25 protein-coding genes and 1 pseudogene are annotated in these 25,465 nt (G+C 69.0%); 15 read left to right on the top strand and 11 right to left on the bottom strand.

Features of this window, described 5'->3' with window-relative positions; genetic code table 11:
• Positions 1 to 105 precede the first annotated feature (105 nt).
• The 3 genes from ACFU8W_RS48440 to ACFU8W_RS48430 all read right to left on the bottom strand — a co-directional run bounded on the left by ACFU8W_RS48440 (position 106) and on the right by ACFU8W_RS48430 (position 3,831).
• Positions 106 to 2,421: an FdhF/YdeP family oxidoreductase gene (locus tag ACFU8W_RS48440; RefSeq protein WP_384052262.1), complete on the bottom strand. Its 2,316-nt coding sequence runs from the start codon at positions 2,419 to 2,421 to the stop codon at positions 106 to 108.
• A gap of 110 nt (positions 2,422 to 2,531) precedes the next feature.
• On the bottom strand, positions 2,532 to 3,281 hold the full coding sequence (locus ACFU8W_RS48435) for a transposase family protein (protein ID WP_384052261.1): 750 nt from the start codon (positions 3,279 to 3,281) through the stop codon (positions 2,532 to 2,534).
• 145 nt (positions 3,282 to 3,426) lie between these two features.
• Positions 3,427 to 3,831 carry a RidA family protein gene (locus tag ACFU8W_RS48430; RefSeq protein WP_384052260.1) on the bottom strand — a complete coding sequence of 135 codons (405 nt, stop codon included), beginning with the start codon at positions 3,829 to 3,831 and terminating at the stop codon, positions 3,427 to 3,429.
• A 167-nt stretch (positions 3,832 to 3,998) separates the two neighbouring features.
• Here ACFU8W_RS48430 and ACFU8W_RS48425 point away from each other — a divergent pair.
• Positions 3,999 to 4,100, top strand: a pseudogene (locus tag ACFU8W_RS48425) (IS5/IS1182 family transposase); the annotation flags it as partial.
• A 252-nt stretch (positions 4,101 to 4,352) separates the two neighbouring features.
• On the opposite strand, the gene ACFU8W_RS48420 reads toward ACFU8W_RS48425, so the two are convergent.
• Together ACFU8W_RS48420 and ACFU8W_RS48415 are read right to left on the bottom strand one after the other, a co-directional pair.
• Complete coding sequence (locus tag ACFU8W_RS48420; protein ID WP_384052264.1) at positions 4,353 to 5,066, bottom strand: molybdopterin-dependent oxidoreductase; 714 nt, start codon at positions 5,064 to 5,066, stop codon at positions 4,353 to 4,355.
• Between the two features lie 310 nt (positions 5,067 to 5,376).
• Positions 5,377 to 6,216 (bottom strand): hypothetical protein, encoded by an 840-nt coding sequence (locus tag ACFU8W_RS48415; RefSeq protein WP_384052259.1) that lies wholly within the window; start codon positions 6,214 to 6,216, stop codon positions 5,377 to 5,379.
• 641 nt (positions 6,217 to 6,857) lie between these two features.
• Here ACFU8W_RS48415 and ACFU8W_RS48410 point away from each other — a divergent pair.
• The 8 genes from ACFU8W_RS48410 (at position 6,858) to ACFU8W_RS48375 (ending at position 13,535) form a co-directional block, all read left to right on the top strand.
• Positions 6,858 to 7,535, top strand: coding sequence for a GAP family protein (locus tag ACFU8W_RS48410; RefSeq protein ID WP_384052258.1), 678 nt, complete (start codon positions 6,858 to 6,860; stop codon positions 7,533 to 7,535).
• The gene (locus ACFU8W_RS48405) at positions 7,536 to 7,766 is read left to right on the top strand and encodes a hypothetical protein (RefSeq protein ID WP_384052257.1); all 231 of its coding nucleotides are present in this window, start codon (positions 7,536 to 7,538) and stop codon (positions 7,764 to 7,766) included. It abuts the gene before it with no gap.
• A 101-nt stretch (positions 7,767 to 7,867) separates the two neighbouring features.
• On the top strand, positions 7,868 to 8,080 hold the full coding sequence (locus ACFU8W_RS48400; protein ID WP_345511008.1) for a ferredoxin: 213 nt from the start codon (positions 7,868 to 7,870) through the stop codon (positions 8,078 to 8,080).
• Entirely contained in the window at positions 8,067 to 9,437 is a 1,371-nt protein-coding gene (locus ACFU8W_RS48395; protein WP_384052256.1) for an NAD(P)/FAD-dependent oxidoreductase, read from the top strand. The genes ACFU8W_RS48400 and ACFU8W_RS48395 overlap by 14 nt, the downstream gene beginning before the upstream one ends.
• Before the next feature lie 31 nt (positions 9,438 to 9,468).
• Positions 9,469 to 10,653 carry a cytochrome P450 gene (locus ACFU8W_RS48390; RefSeq protein WP_384052255.1) on the top strand — a complete coding sequence of 395 codons (1,185 nt, stop codon included), beginning with the start codon at positions 9,469 to 9,471 and terminating at the stop codon, positions 10,651 to 10,653.
• Positions 10,654 to 11,472: 819 nt separating this feature from the next.
• Positions 11,473 to 12,465, top strand: coding sequence for a dihydroxyacetone kinase subunit DhaK (gene dhaK, locus ACFU8W_RS48385; RefSeq protein ID WP_384052254.1), 993 nt, complete (start codon positions 11,473 to 11,475; stop codon positions 12,463 to 12,465).
• A gap of 48 nt (positions 12,466 to 12,513) precedes the next feature.
• Positions 12,514 to 13,128, top strand: a complete 615-nt coding sequence (dhaL, locus tag ACFU8W_RS48380) for a dihydroxyacetone kinase subunit DhaL (protein WP_384052253.1) — start codon at positions 12,514 to 12,516, stop codon at positions 13,126 to 13,128.
• Positions 13,125 to 13,535: a PTS-dependent dihydroxyacetone kinase phosphotransferase subunit DhaM gene (locus ACFU8W_RS48375; RefSeq protein WP_384052252.1), complete on the top strand. Its 411-nt coding sequence runs from the start codon at positions 13,125 to 13,127 to the stop codon at positions 13,533 to 13,535. The genes dhaL and ACFU8W_RS48375 overlap by 4 nt, the downstream gene beginning before the upstream one ends.
• 74 nt (positions 13,536 to 13,609) lie before the next feature.
• Here the strand turns inward: ACFU8W_RS48375 and ACFU8W_RS48370 are convergent, their stop codons facing one another.
• Positions 13,610 to 17,038, bottom strand: a complete 3,429-nt coding sequence (locus tag ACFU8W_RS48370) for a phosphodiester glycosidase family protein (protein ID WP_384052263.1) — start codon at positions 17,036 to 17,038, stop codon at positions 13,610 to 13,612.
• A gap of 222 nt (positions 17,039 to 17,260) precedes the next feature.
• Between ACFU8W_RS48370 and ACFU8W_RS48365 the strand changes: the two genes are divergently transcribed.
• Together ACFU8W_RS48365 and ACFU8W_RS48360 are read left to right on the top strand one after the other, a co-directional pair.
• Positions 17,261 to 17,758: an NUDIX domain-containing protein gene (locus tag ACFU8W_RS48365; RefSeq protein WP_384052251.1), complete on the top strand. Its 498-nt coding sequence runs from the start codon at positions 17,261 to 17,263 to the stop codon at positions 17,756 to 17,758.
• A 316-nt stretch (positions 17,759 to 18,074) separates the two neighbouring features.
• Positions 18,075 to 19,358: an MFS transporter gene (locus tag ACFU8W_RS48360; protein ID WP_384052250.1), complete on the top strand. Its 1,284-nt coding sequence runs from the start codon at positions 18,075 to 18,077 to the stop codon at positions 19,356 to 19,358.
• A gap of 245 nt (positions 19,359 to 19,603) precedes the next feature.
• Here ACFU8W_RS48360 and ACFU8W_RS48355 read toward each other — a convergent pair whose 3' ends face one another.
• Entirely contained in the window at positions 19,604 to 20,545 is a 942-nt protein-coding gene (locus ACFU8W_RS48355) for a M48 family metalloprotease (RefSeq protein ID WP_384052249.1), read from the bottom strand.
• Positions 20,542 to 20,931: a BlaI/MecI/CopY family transcriptional regulator gene (locus ACFU8W_RS48350; protein ID WP_266990975.1), complete on the bottom strand. Its 390-nt coding sequence runs from the start codon at positions 20,929 to 20,931 to the stop codon at positions 20,542 to 20,544. The genes ACFU8W_RS48355 and ACFU8W_RS48350 overlap by 4 nt, the downstream gene beginning before the upstream one ends.
• A gap of 215 nt (positions 20,932 to 21,146) precedes the next feature.
• On the opposite strand from ACFU8W_RS48350, the gene ACFU8W_RS48345 reads away from it, so the two are divergent.
• The 4 genes from ACFU8W_RS48345 to ACFU8W_RS48330 are packed head-to-tail and all read left to right on the top strand — an operon-like array spanning position 21,147 to position 23,393.
• Complete coding sequence (locus ACFU8W_RS48345; RefSeq protein WP_384052248.1) at positions 21,147 to 21,815, top strand: DedA family protein; 669 nt, start codon at positions 21,147 to 21,149, stop codon at positions 21,813 to 21,815.
• Positions 21,815 to 22,417, top strand: coding sequence for a phosphatase PAP2 family protein (locus tag ACFU8W_RS48340; protein WP_384052247.1), 603 nt, complete (start codon positions 21,815 to 21,817; stop codon positions 22,415 to 22,417). Before ACFU8W_RS48345 ends, ACFU8W_RS48340 begins: the two co-directional genes overlap by 1 nt.
• Entirely contained in the window at positions 22,414 to 23,109 is a 696-nt protein-coding gene (locus ACFU8W_RS48335) for a phosphatase PAP2 family protein (RefSeq protein ID WP_384052246.1), read from the top strand. The genes ACFU8W_RS48340 and ACFU8W_RS48335 overlap by 4 nt, the downstream gene beginning before the upstream one ends.
• A 38-nt stretch (positions 23,110 to 23,147) precedes the next feature.
• On the top strand, positions 23,148 to 23,393 hold the full coding sequence (locus tag ACFU8W_RS48330; protein ID WP_384052245.1) for a hypothetical protein: 246 nt from the start codon (positions 23,148 to 23,150) through the stop codon (positions 23,391 to 23,393).
• Positions 23,394 to 23,426: 33 nt separating this feature from the next.
• Here the strand turns inward: ACFU8W_RS48330 and ACFU8W_RS48325 are convergent, their stop codons facing one another.
• From ACFU8W_RS48325 to ACFU8W_RS48315, 3 genes are read right to left on the bottom strand one after another with little or no spacing between them, the layout of a single operon-like run.
• Positions 23,427 to 23,933, bottom strand: coding sequence for a DUF664 domain-containing protein (locus ACFU8W_RS48325; protein WP_384052244.1), 507 nt, complete (start codon positions 23,931 to 23,933; stop codon positions 23,427 to 23,429).
• Positions 23,930 to 24,256, bottom strand: a complete 327-nt coding sequence (locus ACFU8W_RS48320) for a VOC family protein (RefSeq protein ID WP_384052243.1) — start codon at positions 24,254 to 24,256, stop codon at positions 23,930 to 23,932. Before ACFU8W_RS48320 ends, ACFU8W_RS48325 begins: the two co-directional genes overlap by 4 nt.
• Before the next feature lie 16 nt (positions 24,257 to 24,272).
• Complete coding sequence (locus tag ACFU8W_RS48315) at positions 24,273 to 25,016, bottom strand: class I SAM-dependent DNA methyltransferase (protein ID WP_384052242.1); 744 nt, start codon at positions 25,014 to 25,016, stop codon at positions 24,273 to 24,275.
• Between the last annotated feature and the right edge of the window lie 449 nt (positions 25,017 to 25,465).

Below are 25,465 nucleotides of genomic sequence, written 5' to 3'. Positions count from 1 at the left end.
TCGGACCACGCACAGGATGCGTGTCGCTGCCTCGGGGTCGAGTACGCCGGGGACCAGTGCGCCCAAGACCGTTCGGGGCGTGCCAGTGCGCGGACTCACTCCCGCTCACTGCTCAGGAACGGTGATGGTGACCTTGACGTGCTTCATGATCGGCTGGTCGCTCTGGGTGCTGTAGTCGCACACCGCGACCAGGACGTTCATCTCGGGCATGTATCCGGCCGCGCAGCCGCGGGGGATGTCGTACGGGATCGCCAGGAAGCCGTTGAGGTAGCGGTTGCTGCCGTCCTTGGCGGTGCTGGTGATGTTGACGGGCTCGAACTCCGAAATCCCTCGTTCGCGCATGTCGTCCTGGTTCATGAAGACGAGCGTGCGCAGGTTCTTGATGCCGCGGTAGCGGTCGTTGTCGGAGTAGATGGTGGTGTTCCACTGGTCGTGTGAGCGCATGGTGCCCAGCGCCAGGGTGCCCGGGGCGGGGACCACGTCGGGCAGGACGGCGGTGGAGAACTCCGCGCGTCCGGACGGGGTGAGGAAGACCAGTTCGCGGGCGGGCTGCTTGATGCGGAAGCCGAGCGGCAGGCGCACGCGGCGGTTGAAGTCCTCGAAGCCGTCGAGTACCTGGGCCATGGTGTCGCGGATGCGGTCGTAGTCCTCGATGTACCACTCCCAGGGGGTGGCGCTGTCTGGCAGTGCGGCGCGGGCCATGCCGGCGACGATGGCGGGCTCGGAGAGCAGGTGCGGCGAGGCGGGGCGCTTCATGCCGACGGACAGGTGCACCATGCTCATCGAGTCCTCGACGGACGTGCTCTGAATGCCCTTGCGCTGTTGGTCCCTCTCGGTGCGTCCGAGGCACGGCAGGATCAGGGCCCGGCGGCCGTGGACGAGGTGGCTGCGGTTCAGCTTGGTGCTCACCTGGACGGTGAGGTCGCAGTTGCGCAGCGCCGCGGATGTGTACGGGGTGTCGGGTGCCGCGAGAGCGAAGTTGCCGCCCATGCCGACAAATACCTTCACGTCGCCACGGTGCATCGCCTTGATGGTGCCGACGGTGTCCAGACCGTGCTCACGGGGCGGCTGAATGTCGCAGGCCTCGGCGAGCCGGTCCAGGAACTCGTCGGTGGGGCGGTGGTCGATACCGCAGGTGCGGTTGCCCTGGACGTTGCTGTGCCCGCGCACGGGCGAGGGTCCGGCTCCTTCGCGTCCCAGATTGCCACGCAGCAGAAGCAGGTTGACGATCTCCCGGACGGTGTCGACACCGTGCTCATGCTGGCTGACGCCCAGGCACCAGCTGACGATGCTGCGGTCGGCGTCGCGGTACACGCGCGCCACCTTGAGGATGTCGTCGCGGCCGAGCCCGGACTGCCTCTCGATCTCCTCCCACGGCGTGGCCTCGCACAGGGCCCGGTACTCGTCGAAGCCGGAGGTGTGGCGGTCGATGAACTCCCGGTCCAGGGCCTTCGGGTCGGTGGCGGACTGCTCCAGGATCGCCTTGGCCATGCCGCGCATGAGCGCCATGTCGCCGCCGATGCGCGGCTGCAGGTTCAAGGTGCTGGTCCGGGTCGAGCGGAAAGTCGCCATGTCCGTGAAGTCGTGCGGGATGATGGTGCGTGTGGCGGCCGCCTCGACCAGCGGGTTGATGTGCACGACCTGGGCGCCGCGGTGGTATGCCTCGGCGAGGGCGGTGAGCATCCGGGGCGCGTTGGAGGCCGCGTTGACTCCCAGAATGAACAGCGCGTCGGTGGCCTCCCAGTCCTTGAGGTCGACGGTCCCCTTACCGGTGCCCAGCGATGCCTGCAGGGCGCGGCCGCTTGCCTCGTGGCACATGTTGGAACAGTCCGGCAGATTGTTCGTGCCCAGCTCACGGGCCATCAGCTGGTAGAGGAAGGTGGCCTCGTTGCCCAGCCGGCCGGAGGTGTAGTACGTCGCCTGGTGAGGGGAGTCCAGCTCTCGCAAGGTGCGGCCGACCAGCTCGAACGCGCCCTTCCAGCTGATCGGGACGTAGTGGTCCGTCTCGGGGTCATAGACCATCGGCTCGGTCAACCGGCCTTGGTTCTCCAGGTCGTAGTCCCTCCAGCCGGACAGTTCGGTCACCGAGTGGGCAGCGAAGAACTCGCGACCGACCCGCCTGCGCGTCATCTCCCACGTGACGTGCTTGATCCCGTTCTCGCAGATGTCGAGATGCAGACCCTTGGTGTCGTCCGGCCAGGCACATCCAGGACAGTCGAAGCCGGTGTTCTCGTGGTTCATCCGCATGATCGCCCGCGGGCCGTCCACCAGTGCGCCCTCACGCATCAAGAATCGGGACACGCTCTTGGCGGCACCCCAGCCGGCAGCGGGGTGGTGATACGGCTGAAAGTGCGGATCGCCCTCGGGAACGGGACCGACTCGGGGCTCAGTCGACTCCTGTTCGTTCTGCGAGGTGCTCAAGACTCTCACCAGACTTTCTACAGACGGACGCGATCCGATCCTTCGGCATCTTCAGCAACGCTAGGCCCGCTGATCGCACCCCGCCAATCCTGGCCGTGCACGGAGCGTTTTCAGCGTTGCCTCTCCAGGGTGAGGACGGCTTTGGTGATGACGGTCATGCGGTTGGGGCTGATGCGGGATCTGCGGAAGATCTGCCAGGACTTCAGCCGTGCCATGCCACGTTCGACCGGTGCCCTCGCCGCGGCCAGGGCCCGGTTGACGGTGCGCTGGGTGAGGGCGAGTTCACCGCCTGGTGGCCGTTTGAGTCCAGTGGTGACCCAGGGGCCGGCGCCCTGGTAGGCGCGGTCGGCGCGGATCGGAACACACTGACGCTCGCAGATCCGTATGATGCGGTGGGTGCGGGCCGCGGTCAGGTCGTGAGTGCGGCCCGGCAGCGCGGGAGAGATCCACAGCAGGTTGCCGGTGGGATCGGCCACGACTTGCACGTTCACACCGTGACGACGGTGCTTGGCCGAGTAGTCGGCCCGGCTGTCACCGACACGGTCGCACTCGGCGAGGGTCCCGTCCAGCAGGACGAACTCCGGATCGTGCTCGCGCAGAGTCTTCAGCAGGCCCGGGGCCCGGTCGGCGAGCAGGCCGGTCACGGTGGTGACATACGCGTGGGCGGTGCCGACGGATATCCCGAAGCCGGCAGCGATCCGGGTGAGGGCGTCGTGGCGGCGCAGGTACACCAGAGCGACGAGCGCCCGCTGGTGCGGCGGCAGCTTGCACCGTCGGTCACCCTCACGGGTGACGATGAGCATCGTGACCCACTCGACGAGGGCATGCGCGAGGTCGAGTGCGGCAGGACAGGGAACCAACGAGGCTCCCGTACCGATGGGTTGAGACTTCGAACACCTCCCCCAACGGCGCAGGAGCCTTGCGCGTTGCGGTCCTCATCCTGACGTCACTCGACCAGTGACCACTCTGAAAGAGCTCAGTGAAGGAATCAGGCCAGCCTCCTACCTATCGCTTCACGTCGAGACGCACGAGCGCGCCAATCTCCACGAGTTGGTCCGGCAGCGCCAGGTCGGAAATGCCCATGACCGTGCTGGCGGGCCTGTGCTCCCCGAAGTACTCGGCGTGGAGGCGTGCTGTCGTGTCGAAGTTCTCCCGCAGGTTCCTCACCAGCACCGTGGTCTCCACTATCTGGCTACGCTCGGCCCCGAACTCCCTCAGCACCAGGTCCAGATTCTCCAGCGTGGTTCGAACCTGCAGTTCGAAGTCGCCTGCACCCACGAAGTTGCCGTGCCGGTCATGGGACAGCTGCCCTGACACGTAAACCGTGTCACCGACCTGGGTGGCTTGACTGTACCCGTACAACGACTCCCACGGCATACCAAAACCGAATGCCTTCGCCTGAGAACTCATGACTCACTTCCTTGAAACAGTGGGCGGGACCGTCAGTTGCAGACAGGACCTTGCACTCAGAAGTTACAGATTCGTAGAAGCGATGCTTGTCTGGCAGCGCAGTCGAAGTGTTCTCTGAGCGCACAAAATTGGTTGCAGTGAGCTCTGTCAAAGCGGCGGGCGTGAATGTGCGACTGAAGTCCTGGAACGTCTCCCGCAGAGCCCGCTGCAGTCCCAACCGCATGACCGTCATCGCCGCAGCAGTCCTCACCCTGGAGAGGCAACGCTGAAAGAGCTCACGGAATGAAGAATGGCCCGACCGGGCCCGCCACCACCGCCGGGAGGCCTTTCAGCGGGAGAGCATCCTCCGCACCGGAAGCAGGCCTGCCCGTACCACCCACGGTCGTCCGGCGAACCCTCGGCAGAACCGGGACTCACCCCGGTCGCCGGGCGCATCCTCGCCGACAAGACCCAGCGCGTCTGAACCAGATGCCCCGGCAGGGCTTGCCACGGTCATTGAGACGCCACCGACCTCGCGGCCCTCAGATCGGCATGCGATAGCCGTAGAACTCGTGGTCCTCGTTGTAGCCACCCTGCCCCGCGCCCAAGTGCTCGAAGGATTCGACGAACTCGATGGCCTGAATCCACTTCACCATTTTGAAGCCCAGCTCGAGCTCGTTACGTAGCCGTAGCGGCGCGCCGTGCAGCACATTGAGCGGCTCGCCATTCATCTCGTAAGCAAGCAGGGTCAGTTTGTGCCGCATGTGCTTGATTTTGTGGGCGTCGTAGTACAGACCTCCCTCGGTACCGGACCCGAAGGAATAGAAGACGACCCAGCGCGCTTGAGGCAAGGGCCGCACCAGGGCGAGGATGTCACGCATCGGCACACCGCCCCACTTGGCCACCCCCGACCACCCCTGGATACAATAATGTTGGGTGATCTGCTCTTGTTTCGACATCGCTTTCAAATGGTCATAAGACAAGACGGCCGGCTTCTCCACGAGGCCGTCGATACGCAGCGTGTAGTCGCGGAAGTCGCTGTCACGGAGGTTTGCGTACTCCCCGCTGGTCGGCAGGGATCCGTTCGGCCAGAAGAATGGCGAGATCGCCTTCTCGGGGTAGGTCGCGCGAGGATTCCTCCATTCCAGCAGCACCTTGGCCCAGCCGATCAGAAACCTCCCGGTTTTCTGCACGGCCCGCGGGTACCGCAGCGTCAGCGGGGAGGCAGCAGCCCACCCGGCCACCACGATGGCCATCCAGATGAGGTAGAGCACCAGCCCGATCCACAAGGGCTTGTTCACGCCGGTGGTGATGTGGTTCAGGTTCACCAGCAGCCCGGTGATGTAGACCATGGTGGTGTGGATGAAGATGAAGGACAGGAAAAACGTAAGCACCTCGAAGTGAACGCAGCGGGCGACCTGGCGGTTGATCCGGCCCCATCCCATCCCGAATCTGGAGGCGATGGCCGGCGCCTGCAGCAAGCCGGTGATGAAAGCCAGCGGCGCGGCGATGAAGACGGCAACGAAATACGCAAGGATCTGCGCACCGTTGTACTGCGTCCAGCCCTCATTCGCGGGCAAATCCAGCGACAGGTACTGGATCGCGACCGAAACCGCATTGGGGATCACGTCCCAGTTCCGCGGCACCAGCCGCCGCCACTGCCCGGTGGTGAACAGCAACGCGTAAAACAGCACACCGTTGATGAGCCAGAGCAGGTCGCAGCTGAAGTGCCACCACCGGGCCAGACCGATCGAGTGCCGGATCCCCGGCAGGCCAAGCCACCGAGGCAGACTGACCGCGTCGTCCTTGGCCGTCCAGGCACGCTCGGGCGGTTCCTGGGCCATCCGGTCCGCCGGCACCGGGCCACGCAGCCGCAGCCACCTTGCCGGGCGTGGACCCCGCGTCGAACTGCAGGCGCGGATGGTCGGCCAGGATTTGAATCCCCGCCCGGATGATGAACAGAAGGAACAGCAGGTTCAAAAAGTGCAGGATGCGCAGCCATAACGGGAACCCGAGGGTGACCGGCGGTTGAAAGCTGCCCTGCCCGGGATACGTTTTGACGAAGTCCTGCACCGCCGGATAGGTGCGCAACTGCTGCGCCACCGCGATCCCGATGAGCAGCCCCACCACCATGATCGGCAACAGCCACAGGATGCTGAACCAGCGTCGGCCGATGCGCACCTGTGGGACCCGGGCCATGATCGGGGGAATATGCCGCGCCCATTCCGCGGTGACGATGCGGCCAGGCCCACCGGGATGCGCACTCGTGGTGAGACGGGCCTCAAGAGGATCCGGGCCGGCAAGCGGGTCGGGAGCCGATGCCGCGCGGGCCGCCTCGCCGGCATGATCCGGCGCGTTTTTCTCTTCGGGATTGTCCGGCCCATTGTTCTCGTCGGGCGTCTCCATGGGATTCCCTTTCGGTACTCCACAACTCCACTACCGAATCCGTCGGTGATGTGGCATCAGCCAAGTTCCTTGCATTTCTGCCCTCTTGCAGCACGGCCCGTCGTCGACCTCCAACCACTGCACAGGTGGCGGTCAGATGCCACACCAAGGCGGTACAGCTGTACCACGACCCCGCCATGCACCACCCGGAGAGGCAGCCAAACGAGGTAAGGCGGGACAGGCCGGCCCGCGGGCCCAGCAGTAGTCACCAGAAGCGTCTACTCCCGCAGGTTTGTCCCAGCGAAATTCTTGATACATGCACTTCTGAGTACGAAATAGCCACAGTCGCCACTCAGGGCGGCCCCGATAAAAGGCGGTATCGTCTGGTCAGGGCCGCCGCGGTCGTGTCGTTGACGTGTCCGAAGGTCGCGAAGCAAGTGTGCGCCGGGGCGTGGCTGTATGAAGATGAACCCCGGCGAACAACCAAAGGCATGGGGGCACCCCCCGGCTCATAGCCACCTCGCCACGCCGGCCACTCACCCGATCGACGCCGATACCGCGCGTGAAGGGCGACTCCCCGTAACGATGGCGGTGATCCCTCGGTTTCGGCAAATGGACTCCTGCCTCGTCAACCCGATCCCTTCACCCGTGAGGAGACCGCCTTGGGACATGCTGTAGGCGATGTGCTCGGCCTCGCGGCCGGTGTTGCGATCAGCCCACTCCCCGTCGTGGCGGTCATCCTTATCCTCGCCACCCCGCAGGGGCGTCTGAACGGCCCCCTGTTCTCGGTCGGCTGGATCCTGGGCCTGAGCCTCCTCGGAGCGATCATGCTTGCGGTGGGCGGCCCGGGCCACGCGTCCACGCACAAGCATCCAGCCACCTGGGTGGGCGTTCTGAAACTCGTCCTGGGCGTGTTGCTCGTCCTGTTCGCCGCACTCGAGTGGCGACGCCGCCCCACCGATCCCACAGAGGCGCAACTGCCCAGGTGGATGGCGGCGATCGACCGCTTCACTCCGCCCAAAGTCCTGGGATTGGGGTTACTGCTGTCGGCAGCCAACGTCAAGAACTGCCCCCTGACCATCGCCGCAGGCGCCTCCATCAGCGCAGCCGGAATCTCCGTACCGCAACAAATCGGTGCACTCGCCATCTTCGTATTCATCGCCTCGCTCGGAGTCCTTGCGCCGCTGGCCGTCTATTTATTCATGGGCGAGCGTGCCAGAAGCATTCTCGCCGCCTGGCGGAACTGGGCCGCCCAGCACAATGCCGCCGTCATGGCCGCCCTCTTCTTCGTCCTCGGCCTCAAGCTGCTCGGTGACGGAATCAGTGCCCTTGCCACCTGAGTGCGGCCCTTCTCCGTCTGCTCCTTCTGGTGCGTTCCAGCCCGCACCCACGCCGGAAACCTGGACGAAGCCCGTCTGATCTTCGACAAGTTACTCACCTCCACCTGCCGTCTCGGCCTGTACGCCGGGCAGACCAGCCACAACGCAGAACAACTGGGCCACTTTCCCCAGGCATTCACACGCCTGAGTCTCACCACCGTCGGGCTCGACCTCGACTGCGCCCTGGGCTGACGGCTGACCGGGCAGTGCCCCGCGAGCGGTCGCCGTGCAAGCCTGCGGTGCTCGGCTCATTCTGGAAGAAAGGGAGTGCGGCGACAGAGGAAGTGGTGGGGATGCGAATCGTTGTGGACCTCACGCGCTGCCAGGGCTATGCACAGTGCGTGTTCCTCGCACCCAAGGTGTTCGAGCTGCACGGCTCGGAAGGTTTGCTGTATGCCACAGCCGTCCCGGACGACCAGGCCGAGCGCGTGGTCCAGGCTGCGGCGGCTTGTCCGGTCCAGGCCATCCTCGTCGGTGAGGAGGTGAACCCAGATGGCCGCCAGTGATCTTCGTGGCGGCCGGATCGTGATCGTCGGTGCGTCGCTGGCTGGGCTGAGGGCCGCGGAGACGCTGCGCGAGGAGGGTTTCACCGGCTGCATCACGGTGGTCGGGGACGAGCCCCATGCGCCCTACGACCGGCCGCCGCTGTCCAAGCAGGTGCTGCTCGGCCAGGCGACGGCGGACACCACCGAGCTGCCGATGCGCCGGGATCCGGACGCCGACTGGCGGCTGGGAGTGGCCGCCACCGGTCTGGACCCCCTCGAGAAGCGGGTGCTGCTGGCCGACGGGGATTCGCTGCCGTACGACCGGCTGCTGATCGCCACCGGGACCCGGGCGCGGCCCTGGCCCAACCCGGCAGAGAACGCCCTGGACGGGGTGTTCACCCTTCGTACGAGTGAGGACGCCGCAGGACTGGCCGAGCGACTGGCCGCGGGGCCGGGGCGGGTGATGGTGATCGGCGCCGGCTTCACCGGCTCGGAGATCGCCTCGGCCTGCCGCGAACGCGGACTGGACGTCACGGTCGCCGAACGCGGTCCCGCACCCCTGGTGGGCGCGCTCGGCGGCACCCTGTCGAAGCTTGCGGCCGTCATGCAGCGCAACCACGGCGTCGATCTGCGCTGCGGGGTCACCGTCACCGCCCTGCGCGGGAACGGCACCTTCACGGGCGCGGACCTGTCCGACGGCACGCGTGTCGACGCGGACGTGTGCGTCGTGGCACTGGGGGGCGTCCGCAACGTCGAGTGGCTGGCCGACTCCGGACTGGCGGCGGGCCCTCGCGGTATCGCCTGTGACGCCGGGTGCCGCGCCTTCAACATGTACGGCATCGTCACCGACGACATCTTCGTGGCCGGCGATGTCTCCCGCTTCCCACACCCGCTGTTCGGCTATCAGATGCTCTCCCTGGAGCACTGGGGCAACGCGGTCGAACAGGCCGAAGTGGCAGCCCACAACATGATCAACCCGGGGCCCAAGCAGCGCCCGCATCTGGCCATCCCGGTGTTCTGGTCGACCCAGTTCGGGCTCAACATCAAGTCCGTGGGCGTACCGACCTACTCCGACCACGTGGTCATCGCCCAAGGATCTCTGGAGGCGCGCCGTCTGGCGATGGTCTACGGCTACCAGGGACGGGTCACCGCCGCGGTCACCGTCGACATGGCCAAGTCGCTCGACTACTACCGGCACCTGATCGAGACCGCGGCCCCGTTCCCGCCCCCGCCCGGCGCGCTGGACCGTGCGATCGCGGCCGACGTCCCGATTCCGTCCGACGTGCCGGATCCGAAGGGGCTGTCCCACGGCCCCACCGTGGCGCTCACCGGATACCTGCCCGACCGCCGACTGACCGTGGTGCAGCCCAGGCGCTGACCCACGCCCCGTCCCACGACGAGGAGCCACTATGGACTCCGAGACTCTGCTGGCACGGATCACCGACTACGCCAGCCGCCCCGACCCCTACCCGCTGTACGCGGAACTCCGCGCGACCGGTCCCGTGGTCCGGCAAGCGGACGACAGCTACCTGATCGGCACCTACCACGAGATCGCCGCACTGCTCCACGACCCCCGGATGAGTGTCGACCCCCGCACCCGTGGCGACGTGGACCACAAGCCGCCGTTCCTCCGGCTCGACGACCCGGAGCACGACAGGCTGCGCACCCTGGCCATGCGGCCCTTCGGACCACCGCACACCCCGGGCCGGGTCGACGCCATGCGCGGCGAGATCGAACAGATCATCAAGGAACTGCTGGCATCCTTCGAGGCCGGCCGCCAGATCGACATCGTGGACGACTTCGCCTACCCGCTGCCCGTCACGGTGATCTGCCGCCTGCTCGGCGTCCCCCGCGAGGACGAGCCGCTGTTCGCGGCCTGGTCCGACGCTCTGGTCATAGCCGCCGACGTCCGGCCCGGCCAGGACACCACCGATGCGGACAAGGCCGGCGACCAGGCACGGATCGAGATGGGCGGATACCTGGTCAAGCTCGCCGAGCAGCGTCGTGGCCACCCGACCGACGACATGCTCTCCGCCTTCGTCAACGAGCCGGACCCGGCCCTGCGGCTCACCCAGGAGGAACTCGCAGTAACCGCTGTACTGCTCTTCATCGCCGGCCATGAGACCACCGTCAACCTGATCACCAACGGGGTGCTCACCCTGCTGCGTCAGCCCGAGCACCTGGACCACCTGCGCATCGACCCCAACCTGCTGCCGCGAGCAGTGGAGGAACTCCTGCGCTACGAACCCCCCCTCCAGATGCGCGAGCGCATCCCCAACGCCGACATCGACGTCGCAGGCATCACGATCCCCGAAGGCGCATCCGTCGTCCTCGCGCTGGCCTCGGGCAACCGTGACCCCATGCGGTTCCACGAGCCCGACCGGTTCGACCCCACCCGACCGGACAACCAGCACCTCGGCTTCGGCAGTGGTATTCACCTGTGCTACGGCGGCCCCCTGGCCCGCCGAGAGGCCCAGGCTGCGCTCGGCGCGCTGATCCCCCACCTCGGCACGGCCCGCCTGGTCCAGGACCCGCCCCCCTACCGGCAGAGCGCCATGCTTCGCGGTCCCCGCCACCTGCCCGTTCAGCTCTGAGTTCCGGCCCATGCCCTTCGCGCGCATCCGGAAGGGCTGGACCCGAGGTCGGCTGACCGCCCCAGTAGCGGTACCACCCGGCAAGGTGCCCGCAAGAAGCGGCCCGATGCCGGGTGTTCGACCGCGCTCTGCGACTCACCGAGGCGAGAGGATGGCCACGGCAGGCGTTCGTCCAGCACTACGGCAGTGACGTACCAGACTCCTCGCTGCTGCGCATGGCGACAGTCGGGTTCCTCACCTCCGGGGATCCGATGTGGGCATCGACCGCCCGCGCCGTCGGCGACGGTCAGCGAGGTAGGGACACTGAGCCATGCCCCAGGCCACGATAGCCGACGGGACCCCGCCGACCGTCGAGACCCGGGACCACGCTCCGGAGGAATGTGTCAGCAGCCACGCGGTGGCGAGCGTGGCCGGCGCCGCCACAATCACGAAGACGAGACCGACGCCGTGGGTGAGCCCGTGCCGCACAAGTCAGCAGCGAGGAGACGGCGAAGCCCGCTCGGTGCAGGCGTCGGCCGGTCGGCCGCCGGACGGGCTTGCGGGTTTCGCCCGGACCCGTCGCGACACGTGACGATCACCTTCGCAAGGTCAATACTGTGCAGAGCAAGGCCACGTCATCGCGAGGAGCAGGTACCCCGCCGCCGTCGCACGAGTTGCACCTGATGACTCGTCGGCAAAGTCAGCACAAGGTCAGCCTCAGTCCCGCCGGACCCCGCTCCCAACCGCCGTGGACCGCCAGGATCGCCCCCCTCTGCACCCACTCCCACCCGCGAAGACGGGGATCAGAGAACTGATTGCCAAACCCACCAGGAGATGCCCATGAGGATGCTGATCAACGTCCCCGAGACCGTCGTGGCGGACGCCCTGCGCGGCATCGCCGCCGCCCATCCCGAGCTGACCGTGGATGTGGACAACCGTGTCGTCGTACGGCGTGACGCGCCCGTCGCCGGAAAGGTGGGGCTCGTCTCCGGGGGCGGGTCCGGGCATGAGCCGTTGCACGCCGGGTTCGTCGGCCCCGGGATGCTCTCCGCCGCCTGTCCCGGGGAAGTGTTCACGTCGCCCGTTCCGGACCAGATGGTGCGCGCCGCAGCCGCCGTCGACAGTGGCGCGGGGGTGCTGTTCGTCGTCAAGAACTACACCGGCGATGTGCTGAACTTCGAGATGGCCGCCGAGCTGGCCGAGGACGAGGGTGTGCAGATCGCGAAGGTGCTCGTCAACGATGACGTGGCCGTGACGGACAGTCTGTTCACGGCCGGGCGGCGGGGCACGGGGGCGACCCTGTTCGTCGAGAAGATCGCCGGGGCGGCGGCCGAGGAGGGTGCGCCGCTGGAGCGGGTGGAGGCCATCGGCCGACGGGTGAACGAGGAGTCGCGGAGTTTCGGGGTGGCGCTGAGCTCCGTCACCACCCCGGCCAAGGGCTCCCCCACTTTCGATCTGCCGCCGGGCGAGCTCGAACTGGGCATCGGCATCCACGGCGAACCGGGGCGCGAGCGGCGCCCGATGATGACGTCGGGGGAGATCGCGGACTTCGCAGTGGACGCGATTCTGGAGGATCTGCAGCCGGACAATCCGGTGCTCCTGCTGGTCAACGGGATGGGGGCGACGCCGCTGCTGGAGCTGTACGGGTTCAATGCCGAGGTGCAGCGGGTGCTGTCCGAGCGGCATGTCGTCGTGGCTCGTACGCTCGTGGGGAACTATGTGACCTCGCTCGACATGGCGGGATGCTCGGTGACGCTCTGCCAGGTGGACGAGGAGCTGCTGCGGCTCTGGGACGCGCCGGTCGAGACGCCCGCGCTCCGCTGGGGCCGTTGAGGAGCGGCCGTACGCCCATGACGTTGTTCCAGGGACAAGGAGATCCATGTGCTCGACGCCGACTTCTTCCGCCGCTGGATGGCCACAGCCGCGGCTGCTTTGGACCGTGAGGCGGATCGCCTCACGGAACTCGACTCGGCGATCGGGGACGCCGATCACGGCAGCAATATGCAGCGCGGATTCGCCGCGGTGACCGCGGCACTGGAGCAGGAGGACCCGCAAACGCCTGGAGCCGTACTGACGCTTGCGGGGCGGCAGTTGATCTCGACGGTCGGCGGCGCGTCGGGGCCGTTGTACGGGACACTCCTGCGGCGTACGGGAAAGGTGCTGGGCTATGGGCCCACCGTGACGGATCAACAGCTGGCCGAGGCGTTCGCCGAGGGCGTCGCCGCCGTAGGACAGCTGGGCGGTGCACAGGCCGGGGACAAGACAATGCTCGACGCACTGCTTCCGGGCGTGGAAGCGCTCGGTACGTCGTACGCCGCTGCCCGGGACGCGGCCGAGGCGGGTGCGACCGCGACCGTGCCGATGCAGGCACGCAAGGGCCGGGCCAGCTATCTGGGTGAGCGAAGCATCGGGCATCAGGATCCGGGTGCGACGTCGTCCGCGCTGCTGATCGCCACGCTGGCGGAGTCGTACGAACGCGGTGGAGGCGGCTCGTGAGCCGGCAGAGGCAGGTAGGAATCGTGCTGGTGTCGCACAGCGGACCGGTGGCCGAGGCGGTGGCCGAGTTGGCCAAGGGGCTGGCAGCCGGTGGTGCGACGGCGCCCGTGGCCGCGGCCGGCGGTACGTCGTCGGGTGGGCTGGGCACCAGTGCGGAGCTCATCGCCGAGGCGGCCAGGAAGGTCGACGGCGGCGTGGGCATCGCGGTGCTGGTCGACCTGGGCAGTGCGGTGCTCACGGTCAAGGCGATGCTGGCCGAGGGAGACGAACTGCCGGACGGGGCACGGCTGGTGGATGCGCCGTTCGTCGAGGGCGCGGTCGCGGCACTGGTCACGGCGTCGGCGGGCGGTGATCTTGCCGCGGTGGAGGCCGCGGCGACCGAGGCGTACGGCTACCGCAAGGTGTGAGGGACCGGAAGTACGGGATCCCGCACCCGGTCGTGGAACCGGGTGCGGGATCGCCGCGCGGTGCGCGTGTTGCGTCAGGCCGCCGAGGCGGTGGAGGCCGCGGCGACCCGGATCCGGGTCAGCTGCGTCGTGCCGTTGACCGTCACCGCGAGCGTGATCGTGCCCGGTCGAAGCGCCGTGAGGGTGCCGGTGGACGGGTCGAAGACCGCTGTGTGCCGGTGGCGGGCGCTGTCCCGGTCGCCGATGTGGACGTTCGGTGACCCGGTCCAGTCGGCGGCCATCGGGAACGCGACCGGGACACTGCGGGCGCCCTGGGTGACGGTCGCCGTGATCTTGGCGGTGTGTCCCGCGCCGAGCACGGACGGGGCGTCCAGGGTCAGCGCGTCGACATGCGCCCGGGTCTGTACCGAGATCCAGTCGGGCGCGCCCTGCCACGGCTTCTCCCGCGCGGCGGCCTGTTCGCCGGGCGAGACGTGGTCCGCGCCGACGAGGGACCAGCCGGTGAAGCCTCCCTCGTCCGCCGGTCCGGCCGGTGCCTTCCCGGAGTTGCCGTTGATCAGGTACGGCACACCGTCGACGTGTGAGGCGTGGAAGACCCCGACGTGGCTGCCGATGAATGTGGCGCCCTTGCCCGTCGTACGGCGGAAGTCGGCGAGCCACTGTTCCACCAGGGCCGCCTCCTTGCGGTCCCCGAGCTGGCTGCCCTTCTGAACCGTCGGGTCGCGCGGCGGAACGTGCTCGATCAGCATCACCGATTGGACGTCAGGGTCCTTCGCAGCCGCGTCGAGCTGGGCGCGCGCCTCCTTGATCTGGGCGAAGCCCCCGCCGCGCAGGGTGAGGCTGGAGGTGTCGAGCGTGATGATCCGGGTGCCCTTGTGGTCGAACGTCCGCTGGGCGGGACCGAATTGGGTGATGAAGTTGGCGATCTTCCCGCCCATCACTTCGTGGTTTCCGGGGACGTAGTACCAGGGCAGGGAGTCGCCGAGTTCCTCGGTCAGGATCTGGCGTGCGAAGGCGAGGTCCGCGGGTGATCCCTCGTCGACGAGGTCGCCGTTGATGACCAGGAAGTCGGGCCGTGCCGCTTTGATCTCGCGCAGGGTGCGCCGCGCCTGGGTGACGATGGCGCTGTCGGGGTCGCGGGCGACGAACTGGGCGTCCGACATCACCGCGAACTGCCAGTCCCGGGCTTCGGTGACTGCGGCCGGATCGACCAACGGATCCATGGTCACGGCCTGTTCGGGCAGGTCGACGGTGGGCGGCACCTGAGCGGTGAGGTCGTCGATGACGATCTCACCCGTGTACTGCTGGGCGGCCGCCGTCTCGGCGAGGTAGAAGCGGTACACGCTGAGCGGCATGGCCGCGCCCGTCGGCACGGCGAAGGTGACCTGCCGCCAGCCGGTCCAGGTGACGTACGGTCCGCGGAGCAACTGGTCGGAACCCGCGGCGTCCTTGAGGTGCAGCGTCGGCCAGGCGCCCTTGCCGTCGCCCTTGATCCAGAGCTTGAACGACTGGGGCTGTCCCGGCACGGTGACCGGCTGGGGCGGGGCGGCGTACGCGGCGCGCGTCGCGGTCGACTGGGTGAAGTCGTACGTGAGTCGAAGTCCCGTGCCGGTGTGGCCGTCGGGAGTGGCGGAGAGGGATCCGCTCGCCCGGGCCTGGCTGAACTTCCAGGACCCTGCGTCGTCGAAGTCGGAGACCGCCTGCTCGGCGAGGCCGACGCTGACGGCGAGGACAGTGGTGGCGCCCGCGACGGTCGCCCTGATCTGTCCGGCGCCGCCGCCGGTGCGTGAGGTGACGGTGAAGTTGCCCTTGCCGTCATCACGGATGTCGAAGAGCGCGTGGTCGTAGTCGAGGGTGACGTCGCGGGGTTCGACGGGGGCGCTGGTGCCGTGCGCGTCGAGTCCGACGATGCCGAAGGTACCGGTGGCTTCGGCGTTCGCGAGCCCCACCCGCTGTGTGGTCGGCTGGATCCGGGCCAGCCTGTCGAGGACGGTCAGCGCGGCGCTGCCGCGGGCGGATCCCAGTTCGGCGCGCGCCTCCGTGGTGCCGCTTCGGCGTGCCGTGAAGAGCCCGTTGCCGTCGACCGTACCGACGTTGTTGCGGGCGGTGTGCCAGTGCGGGATGCCGGTGGCCGGGCCGTACGTCTCGTCGTATCCGGTCGCGGTGAGGCTGCGGGTGAGTCCGGGGAAGACCCGCTCGGGGTGGCCGCCCTTGACGGGGTCGACGCCCGGTGCGGTACCGGCCGGGGTGCGGGTCGCCACCCAGAAGCCCTTGAGGCGCCCGCTGCCGTCGGGGGCGGTGAGGGCGAGGCCGTTGGGGACGGTGCGCTCGGTGCCGTCGGACGGGCTGTTCTCCACCTGCAGCGCGTCGCTGCCGGGCACGCGCGCAACGAGGGTCGAGGAGCCGCCGCCGTCCAGGTTGAGTGCGCTGTACGAGCCTGCTCGCCGCATCATCTGGCCGAGTTCGGTGAGTGTGACGCCACCGCTGTCGGCCTGCCGGCCGTCGATGGTGAGGATCTGCATCGTGCTGCCGTCCCGGGAGAAGCCGACGGCGGTGCGCGGGGCGGCGGTGTTGTTGCCCTCCCCGTCGTGGTTCTGCGCGACGCCGTCGACGACGAGGAGTTCCCGACCGCCGACGGCGGTGCGGGGTACCTCTCCGCTGTCGGTGCGTGCCCGGTAGGTCAGCGACACGGGGTCGCCCGGCCGGAGCGACGTGAGTGCGGCGGCTCCGGCCTCGCGTCCGACGAGGACCGTGGTGTCGTCGGGGACGGCGCCGGAGCCGGGGGTGTCCGACACGGAGACGACCTTGCCGTCCCGTAGGACCGCTTCGGCGACGGGAGTCGCCTTGTCGACAGTGAGTGCACGGTCGGCGGTTCCCCAGGCCGGGGTGTAGGCACCCACTCCCCCGCTCGGCACATTGGCGGCGTTGTAGGCGTTGAGCGGCCGCTGTCCGGAGGGCAGGGTGAGTGTGCCCTCGAAGTACAGGTTCAGGATGCGGCCCGCGCTGCCGGGGCCGATGCCGACCGCCCGGTTGACTCCGGGGGCGGGTGACTGGACGGGCACGCCGTCCTTGATTCCGACACCTTCGGGCGCACCGGTCTGGTTGATGTCGAAGAAGTCGGCGTTGATCGCGGCGACGGTCCGGCGGCCGGGGCCCGCGTCGTGCCCGGCGGCGAGTTGCGAGACCGTGCGCCGGTCGGAGACCTTGCCGGTGGAGAGGTAGTCGGCCTGTACGCCACTGCCGTCGAGGTCGACGGAGAGGGCGTCCACACGCAGCCACTTGTCGGACTCGAGCCGGTCGTACGAGCTGAGGCGGACTCCGGGGGCGATCGGGCGCGAGGCGCGGGCGGTCTCGATGCCGTCGCCGTCCACGACGGATCGGGAGTCGCCTGCCGCACGGCTCGCTGCCGGCGGGGCGACGGGTCTGAGGACTTCGGCGGAGTTACGGGGACGAGGGTCGGGGGTCGAATCGGCGACGGCAGGGGCAATGGCTCCCACCGTCATCGCGGACACCGTCGCGAGGAGCACGAGCGGACGCGTTGCTTTGCCGACTATGCCAGGGCCCACAAATCCTCCTGGAATGGCGATGGTTGCACGGGCAGTAAGCGCTGTCGGCGGACAGCATGGCCGCGCACACCGCCACGCACCAGGGGGCCTCGGGAACCTCGGGGGAAACAGGGTGCGGCAAATCGATGACACCCGTGGTCATTGGGAAGACTTGACGACATGTCGTCTCAGAAGCACAGTGCGGGTCTTCTCCTGTTCCGGTCGACGGACGGGGGCGCCGGGTTCGAGGTGTTCCTCGGGCACATGGGCGGCCCCTTCTGGGCGCGCCGCGAGGCTGCCTCGTGGTCCGTCCCCAAGGGTGAGTACGGGCCCGGAGAGGAACCCGAGGCCGCTGCCCGCCGTGAGTTCGAGGAGGAGTTCGGCCATCCGGCGCCGGACGGGGAGTGGGTGCCGCTCGGTGAGTCCCGCCAGGCCGGAGGCAAGACGGTGGTGGTGTGGGCTCTGGAGGGTGATGCCGATCCGGCCCGGGCCGAGCCGGGGACGTTCACCATGGAGTGGCCCCGGGGGTCGGGCGTGCAGCGGGAGTTCCCGGAGATCGACCGGTTCGCCTGGTGCACACCGCAGGAAGCGGCGGAACGTCTCGTCGCGGGCCAACGAGTCTTCATCGACCGGCTGCGGGACCATGTGCGCGGCGGGCAGGCGCCGGGCGGACCCTGAGCCTCTGCACATGGGCCGTCCCGGTCCCGGAACGGCGAAACGGAAACACCGTGGCCGAAAGGGCGTTGGGACTCGCGGGTCACTTCCGTTGATCAACGGCCGTGGAGGCGGGAAGTGTACGCCTCGCGCTCTGCCCCGGGTCGGCGATCGAGGATCCGCCGTTCAACCGGGGAAGGTCCCGGCTGCGGCCCGGCACAGCCCTCGGCCGAAGTGGCGAGAAAACACAGCCGCGGACCACCTCACACCCTCACAGAACACCGTGTTGACCTGCAGAAATCGGGTGTGCTCCGCACAAGTCCCCCCTACGCTCCTCGATATGTCTGAACCCGCCGCCAACGGCCCTTCATCGGAAGGGTCACGCCCGCTGTGGCGTGACCGCAACTTCGGCATCTTCTGGGCGGCGCAGACCCTCTCGGTCGTCGGGGACTCCTTCGCCCTGATTGCACTGCCGCTGTTGGTGCTGCACGCGACGGGATCCGTGGCGCAGATGGGCCTGCTCACCGCCGTGGCCGGCGCGGCCTCGCTCCTCGCAGGGGTTTTCGCCGGGGTCGTGGTGGACCGGATGGACCGCAGGAAGCTGCTGATCGCCTGCGATGTCGTCCGCATGGCGCTGTACGCACTGATACCGCTGGTATGGACGTTGGGCCCGCAGACCTGGCTGCTCTACGTACTGCTGCCTCTGGGTGAGGCTGTCGGGATGCTGTTCTCCGTCACGTACGTCACCGTCGTCCGGAGCCTGGTGGGTGGCCGGCGGATCACGGAGGCCAACGGAAGACTCAATGCGACGGCTGCGGCGGCCGGGGTGATCGGCCCGCTGTGCGCGGGCGTGGTGGCGGGTTGGTTCGGCCCGGCGGCGGCTGTCGGCGTGGACGCGGCGAGCTTTGGTGTGTCGGCGGTATGCGTGAGCTTCGTACGGTTCCCGGGTGGCACGCGCGCGGCTCGGACCGGCGCGGCGGCGGAGGCAGGAGCGGCTCGGCCGAGGCTGTGGGACGACCTGCTGGCCGGGGTGACCTTTCTGCGCCGACACCCCGTGCTGCGAGCCCTGACCCTCCTTCTGACCTTCTTCAGTTTCCTGACTCTCGGCCTGAACGACCTGCTCATCTACCACCTCAAGCACGACCTCGGCCAGAGCGACAGCGCGGTCGGAACCGTCTTCGCAGCCGGAGCGATGGGCACGATCACCGGAGCCCTCCTCGTGGCCCCGGTCCGCCGCAGGCTCGGCTTCGGCGCAACATGGATCGGCACCGTCGCGGTCTGCGGACTCGCCGTGGCGGGAATCGGCCGGGCCGACAGCGTGGCAGGCACTGCCCTCTTGACCGCAACGTTCCTGGGCTGCACCAGCATGGCGGGCACGTGCTCGATGTCCCTACGCCAGGAAGTGACGCCTGAGCACTTGCTGGGGCGGGTGACCTCGGCGTTCTGGACCGTCCATTATTCGGCAGCCCCGGTCGGCGCGGCCGTTCTCACCTGGGCCGCACAGCGCCATGGAACGGCACCGGTGGGTCTGGCCGCCGGCGTCTGCTGCCTGCTCATCGCGGCAATGGCTCTGCTTTCCCCAGTCCGCCGGCCGCGTCCGGAGGGTTCACCTGGCCACCCCTGACCGGCATCGCGCATGGCCTGGAGCACTTCGGATGGCGTACCCGTACGGCCGGACGTCCGCGGTTCGACGGTTCGACGGTTCGACGGTTCGACAACACTCGCTCGGTCTCGGGCCGTGCGCACCGTCGGCACGCCGAACCCGTGGGCGATGAAAGCACTCGACTTCGGATGCCCCGTCCGCCGAGCGGGTGGCGCAGTCCCGGCCGGGAGAACGTGCGCCACGCACGCCGCAGGCGCCTCGCCCGGTCAGCGCTGCGGGACCTCGCCCTGTGCGACCTCGATGCTGCTGTGCAGATCGTTCGTCGCTTCGAGTGCGGCGGCCCCTGACAGGATCAGGCAGGCCAGCAGCGCGGCCGCCGCGGCGCGGCCGACGCCCGGCCGGTGGGTGGCCCGGCCGAGCAGCGCCGCGACCCGGCGCGGAACCGGTCCTGCCGCCGCCGCGAGCGCCACGCGAGGGCGCGCCCGCACCCCTTCCGCCGCCCGCGCGGCAAGCGCCGCGCGGCCGATCGCGCGCGCGGCGACCCGCCTGTCGCCGACAGCGACAGCCGCGGCCTCGTCGGCGCAGCGCTCCAGGGCGTAGCCCATGGGTGCGCGCAGCGAGCGCAGAGCTGGATGACAGAGGGCGGCGAGCTCGGCGGCGGCGAGGAAGAGGTGGTGGCGGCCCGCGAGATGGGCACGCTCGTGGGCGAGCAGGGCGTTCCGTTCGGCGGGGTCCAGGGCGCGCAGCATGCCGGTGGTGACGACGATCCGGCCGGGGCTGCCCGGGAGCGCGGGCAGCGCATAGGCGTCGGGGCGGCTGTCGCGCAGGACGGCCAGTTCATCGCCGGAGCACTCGGCCGACTGCCTGGCGCGCTGCAGCTCCACCCAGTGGCGGCGGGCGGTACGCACCACCGCGGCGGTGCAGCCGGACAGCAGGGCCAGGGCGGCGAGGGCGAGCGGAACGGCCACGGCGGCGGGCGCGGCGGCGAGCGGCTTGACGAGTTCCCCGACCGCGGCGACCGCGGACAGCTGGGTCGCGCCGGGCACCACCAGCAGCACCAGGGCGAGCGTGCTGCACAGGGCGAGACCCACGGCTGTCGAGGCGAGCAGCCCAACGGCACGCAGGGGCGCCAGGGCGTCCGCCAGACGGCGCGCGGCGGGAACCGCGACGAACGGCATGAGCAGGGGAACCCATACGGCGTAAATCATCGGGCGTCTCCGTCGAGCAGTTCGCGGAGCAGCTGCTCGTCCTCGTCGGTGAGCTGCGAGACGAATCGGGCCAGCACGGTGCTGCGGTCCTCTTCCTTCTGCAGTTCGCTGTGCATCCGGCGGGCGGTGAGGCCGGGCGCATCCTCGGTGGGGGTGTAGGCGAAGCCGCGCCCGGCGCGGGTGCGGGTGACCGTGCCCTTCTCGTACAGCCGGGTCAGGATCGTGGTGACGGTGGTGCGGGCGAGGGGCGCGCCGAGGGCGCCCTGCACCTGACCGGGAGTGAGCGGGGAGTCAGCCGCCCACAGCGCCGCGAGAACGGTGGACTCCAGCTCGCCGGCCGGTCGCCGTTCCGGCGCCGAGGAAGGCTCGGGTGCCGGTCCGGGCACCGAAGAGGAGGCCTGAGCCGACTCGACGCCCGGCCCAGGGGTCGGCTTGCCGCCCGCGCGAGGGTTCGGACCCTCGCTCGATATCCCCTGCACCTGAGACATGGGAACTCTCCTCCCCCTCCGAGCGTCTACAGTGACGTAGACCGTCTACAACACTGTAGTCAGTCGGGCGTCCCGTCGGTGCGCCCAGTCACCATTATGGGAGGCCTTCCGCCGTGTCCGTATCCTCACTGGCGGCCGTGCCGCAGGCAGTGAACCTGTTGGACGCAGGATCGCTGCTCGCCACGTTCGGCGCGCTCGGCATCGCGGTCGTGCTGTTCGCGGAGACGGGACTACTCGTCGGCTTCTTCCTCCCCGGCGACTCCCTGCTCTTCACGGCGGGGCTGCTGAGCGTGCCCGGTACCCACGGCGCGGTCCACCTCTCCTTGTCACAGGTGCTCATCGCTGCCGTGGTCGGCGCGCTCCTCGGCGCCCAGACCGGGTACTGGATCGGGCGCCGCGGCGGCCGCGCCCTGCTGGCCCGGAGCCGGGCCAAGCGGCTGCACGAGGGGGCCGCCCGCGCCGAGGAACTGCTCGAACGGTACGGACACGCGCGGGCGATCGTGCTGGCGCGCTTCGTCCCTGTGGTGCGCACGGTGCTCAACCCGCTGGCCGGGGCGCTCAACGTACCGGCCCGGATCTTCACGATCTGGCAGATCGCCGGCGGACTGGTGTGGACCGTCGCGCTGGTGCTCGCCGGCTACGGACTGGGGTCGTCGGTGCCCAATGTCGACCGCTACCTGCTGCCGATCGTCGCCGTCGTGGTCATCGTCTCCCTGATCCCTCTCGCCGCCGAGCTGATGCGCTCGCGCGCCCGCCGCACCGTTGAAGGAGACCACAGCTGATGCTGCTCGCCTCTGCCGCCACCTCCCTCGACGGTGGCCTCTACACCTGGATCACCGACCTCGCCCAGCGCTCCCCCGCCACTCTGGACTCGGCGATCCGCGTCTGGTCCGACTTCGGTCTCGCGCTTTTCGCCCTGCTGATGCTCGCCGCCTGGTGGCGGTCCCGCTCCGACACCCCCGCCCGCCTGGCAATGGCGCTCTGTGCGCCGCTGGTCGTGGTGGCCGCCTATGTGGCCAACGACCTGCTGAAGATGGCCGTCCATGAACAGCGGCCCTGCCAGACCCTGCATGCGGTCACGGTGGAAGCGTGCCCTCCGCTCGGCGACTGGTCCTTCCCCAGCAATCACGCCGCCATCGCCGCAGCCGCAGCGGTCGCGATCCTGCTCACCGACCGCCGGCTCGGTGCCGTAGCTGTGCCCGCGGCGCTGCTGATGGCCGCGTCCCGGGTCTGGATCGGCGTGCACTATCCGCACGATGTGCTCATCGGGCTGGTCACCGGTGCGCTGGTGGCCTGGCTGCTCACCCTTGCCGCCCGGCGCTTCGCCCCGGTCGTGGTGCGGCTGCGCGAGACCAGGCTGCGCCCTCTCGTGGCGGCGCGGTGACCAAGGACGCGACGGCCGGTCACCGGTCCGTTGCGGGCCCGGTCGACCCCTGTATCCGTACGGCGCTCGGGGCCGTACTGATCGGGTTCATCGGTCTCCTCGGCCTGACGGTGGTGGTCCTGACGGCCCGGCACGGGGCCGTGCTGCCCATCGATCGGGCTGCGCACGCATGGTCCCTGCACCATCGGCCCTCCGCCCTGGTCACGGCGGCCAGGGCGGTCACGGCGACGGGTACGGGCGTGTTCCCGTACGCCGCCGCGGTGGCAGCCGGGCTGATCGCGGGCCGGAACCCGCGTCGCCGTCTGGGGTACGCGACAGGCGCTCTGGCCTTCCTGTTGCTGGGGCAGGCGCTGCGCTACGGGCTGATGGAAGCGATCAGCCGGTCCCGCCCGCCGGTGGGCGACTGGGCGACGCACGCCTCCGGGTTCGCCTTCCCGTCCGGGCACGCGACGACGTCCGCGCTCATGGCGGGACTCCTGGTGGCGGCAATCGGCCACCGGGCGTACGGGAGCCGGGCCGGCCGCGTCGCCGCCGCCCTGGCCGGCTGCTGGGCCGCGGCCGTCGGGCTGAGCCGGGTTCTGCTCGGGGTGCACTGGGTGACCGACGTGGTGGCCGGCTGGCTGTTCGCCGCCTTCTGGCTGGGGCTCGGGGCCGCGCTGATACGGACGGCACTGCCCGCACACCGCAGGTGACCCGCCGGTCCCGCTCCCCCTCACAGAGGTCCAGTGCGATGCCCCGTCCACCGGTCGGGCCCGTCCAGCAGGTGCTGCCCGCCGGAGCGCTCGCCCAGAATCTGCCGTGGATCGGGCTCCTCGGGCTGGTCGACGCACTGCTGCTCACCTACAGCAATGCGTCGGGCGCACTGGGCGGGTTCCTGCTGAACCCACGGCCCGCACTGCTGGTGGCGTCGGTGGTCGTGGCGGCTGTGCTGTGTGCGGCGTCGTTCGCGATCGGCTCGAAAGGTCCAGGGAGGTGAGGGGGCGCCGACTTCCGTGTCAGGGGCAGCCGGCTATGTCAGGACCATCCACCGTCGTCCATCGATGAGCTCTCGTGCCGCGTCGAGGTGGCCGGCATGGCACGCGGTCTCGGTGATGACATGGAGCAGGACGTCCCGAAGGGTGTGCAGGTGCGGTTCGCCGAAGAGGTGGTGGGGCCACCAGGCCAACGGGGCGTCCGCCGCCGCGGCTGTGACGACGGCGTCTGCGAGTTCTGTCTCCGTGCGGTACTGATGGAGGATGTTTTCGGCCGGCGTGTCGGACGCCACCTGCCAGGCATCCTCCATGTCGTCCAGAGTGTCGATGACGTTCTTGTCGCCGACGAAGACGGCTCGGAACCAGAACCGCTCGACATCGAGTGCCAGGTGCTGGACAAGTCCCAGACAGCTCCACCCGGACGGCAACACGGGCCTGTGCAGCGCATCGGCTTCAAGCCCGTCGAGGATCCCCAGCACATGGCGGCGCTGCCCGTTCAGGAAGGACAGGAGCGTCCGGATCTCCGTATCCGGCGCCGCGGTCACGGGGCAATCTCCCGGATGTGACCGCCGGGGTCACGAAACCCGGCAGTGCGTAGCCCCCGCGGTTGGCCCATCGGGCCGCTCAGCAGTGCCACGCCGCGGGCGGACAACTCCGTGCCCATCGCGTCCACGTGGTCCACGGACAGGGTGATGGCACTGACGTCCCTGGGCCACGCGTGATTGTTCGTCTTGTCGGTCACGGCTACAGAGGATCTCCGAATCAGTACTGCCGTGTACAGGGGGTGGTCTGGTGATTCTCCCGCGAGGAGCCGGGCCTGTCCGGTCAGGGCGGGGTCGACGGGCCACCGACTGCGGCCCTCCGCCATTCCGGACTGCGCGAAGCTACCGGTTCGGCGGGATTCGGTAGACGGAGACGTGAGAACGCGACTCGGCAGTGAACGCGGCGCCGGCCCAGTCCGCGTGCCTGGTCTCCAGCTCGAATCCGGCCAGCTGAGCCATGAGGTCCAGTTCGGCAGGCCAGATGTAGCGATGCGGGCTGCGGAACAGCTGAGCCTGCTTCGTGTCGTCGAACGAGAAGTGGTGCGATACGACGTGCTGGCGCAGAACGTCGTAGGTGTCCAAACCGATGTAGCCGGGCTCGGAATCCCAGACGGTGGCCGTCTGGCCCGGTGGGAGCTTACGCAGCTCGGGCACCCAGAGCTCGATCACGAACCGACCACCGGGCGTGAGGTGGCGGGCAGCGTTGCGGAAGCACTCGACCTGCTCGGCTTGGGTGAGCAGATTGGAAATGGTGTTGTAGACGAGGTAGACGAGTGTGTACTTCCCAGGGGCCACGGAAGTCGCCATGTCACCGACGATCACGGGGATGGTCGCTTCGTCCACCTTGGTTCGCAGTTGATGGATCATCGGAAGCGACAACTCGATGCCGGTGACGGGGACTCCTCGCTCGACGAGCGGTACGGCCACGCGGCCGGTCCCGATGGCGAACTCAAGGGCTGCTCCGCCGCCTGCGAGCTCAGCGAGGCGGTTCACGGTCGGCCCCAGGATCTCGGGGGCGAACATGCCTGTGCCGGGTGTGTCATAGCGCTGGGCAGCATCGCCGTCCCAGATCTCCTCCTGCTCCATGCCACCAACGTTCGTCGCCCGGCCTGTGCGATGTCCAGTGATTTTGTGGCGCTGCCGACGTAGGGCCCGAACCGGCTGGGCGACCTTGGGCGGATGTGGAGGCGGTTGGCCGTCGGGGCCGCGAGCAACAGCCGTGCCACCGTCGATCACGTGCCGCACCGTGAGTTCGAGCAGACGGGACCCCGTAGGCCCTGTCCGTCCGATCTTCGTGGGCCGGCGACGTCCGGCACGGCACCTCGCCGCGTTGCCGGACTCGCCCAAGTACGCCCAAGTACGAGGACGACCCTCTGCCTTGCGATGCACCGCACCGGACGCCGCAGGCTGATCCACGAAGACCGACCGGCCAGCACCTATGAGCTATCACGTAATGCCGGTGAGAACGTGCCCTGCTGCGGCGGGTGCCTCGTTTACCGGATGTCGAGCTTGAGGTTGTGGAGTGCGGCAACGCC

Origin of the sequence: Streptomyces sp. NPDC057565 (assembly GCF_042801455.1) — a bacterium.
In the GTDB taxonomy this organism is placed as follows: Bacteria; Actinomycetota; Actinomycetes; order Streptomycetales; family Streptomycetaceae; genus Streptomyces; species Streptomyces yanii.
Note: the sequence above shows the minus strand (reverse complement) of the source record. Positions and strands in the feature narration are given on the sequence as shown.

Excerpts from the sequence above, each read along its gene's own strand:
- dhaK (WP_384052254.1), top strand. The coding sequence starts at position 11,473 with ATGAGGATGCTGATCAACGTCCCCGAGACCGTCGTGGCGGACGCCCTG.
- ACFU8W_RS48315 (WP_384052242.1), bottom strand. The coding sequence starts at position 25,016 with ATGGAGCAGGAGGAGATCTGGGACGGCGATGCTGCCCAGCGCTATGAC.
- ACFU8W_RS48355 (WP_384052249.1), bottom strand. The coding sequence starts at position 20,545 with ATGATTTACGCCGTATGGGTTCCCCTGCTCATGCCGTTCGTCGCGGTT.
- ACFU8W_RS48430 (WP_384052260.1), bottom strand. The coding sequence starts at position 3,831 with ATGAGTTCTCAGGCGAAGGCATTCGGTTTTGGTATGCCGTGGGAGTCG.
- ACFU8W_RS48395 (WP_384052256.1), top strand. The coding sequence starts at position 8,067 with ATGGCCGCCAGTGATCTTCGTGGCGGCCGGATCGTGATCGTCGGTGCG.
- ACFU8W_RS48390 (WP_384052255.1), top strand. The coding sequence starts at position 9,469 with ATGGACTCCGAGACTCTGCTGGCACGGATCACCGACTACGCCAGCCGC.
- ACFU8W_RS48320 (WP_384052243.1), bottom strand. The coding sequence starts at position 24,256 with ATGGCGGAGGGCCGCAGTCGGTGGCCCGTCGACCCCGCCCTGACCGGA.
- ACFU8W_RS48400 (WP_345511008.1), top strand. The coding sequence starts at position 7,868 with ATGCGAATCGTTGTGGACCTCACGCGCTGCCAGGGCTATGCACAGTGC.
- ACFU8W_RS48365 (WP_384052251.1), top strand. The coding sequence starts at position 17,261 with ATGTCGTCTCAGAAGCACAGTGCGGGTCTTCTCCTGTTCCGGTCGACG.
- ACFU8W_RS48420 (WP_384052264.1), bottom strand. The coding sequence starts at position 5,066 with ATGGCCATCGTGGTGGCCGGGTGGGCTGCTGCCTCCCCGCTGACGCTG.
- ACFU8W_RS48330 (WP_384052245.1), top strand. The coding sequence starts at position 23,148 with ATGCCCCGTCCACCGGTCGGGCCCGTCCAGCAGGTGCTGCCCGCCGGA.
- ACFU8W_RS48415 (WP_384052259.1), bottom strand. The coding sequence starts at position 6,216 with ATGGAGACGCCCGACGAGAACAATGGGCCGGACAATCCCGAAGAGAAA.
- ACFU8W_RS48370 (WP_384052263.1), bottom strand. The coding sequence starts at position 17,038 with ATGACGGTGGGAGCCATTGCCCCTGCCGTCGCCGATTCGACCCCCGAC.
- ACFU8W_RS48340 (WP_384052247.1), top strand. The coding sequence starts at position 21,815 with ATGCTGCTCGCCTCTGCCGCCACCTCCCTCGACGGTGGCCTCTACACC.
- ACFU8W_RS48360 (WP_384052250.1), top strand. The coding sequence starts at position 18,075 with ATGTCTGAACCCGCCGCCAACGGCCCTTCATCGGAAGGGTCACGCCCG.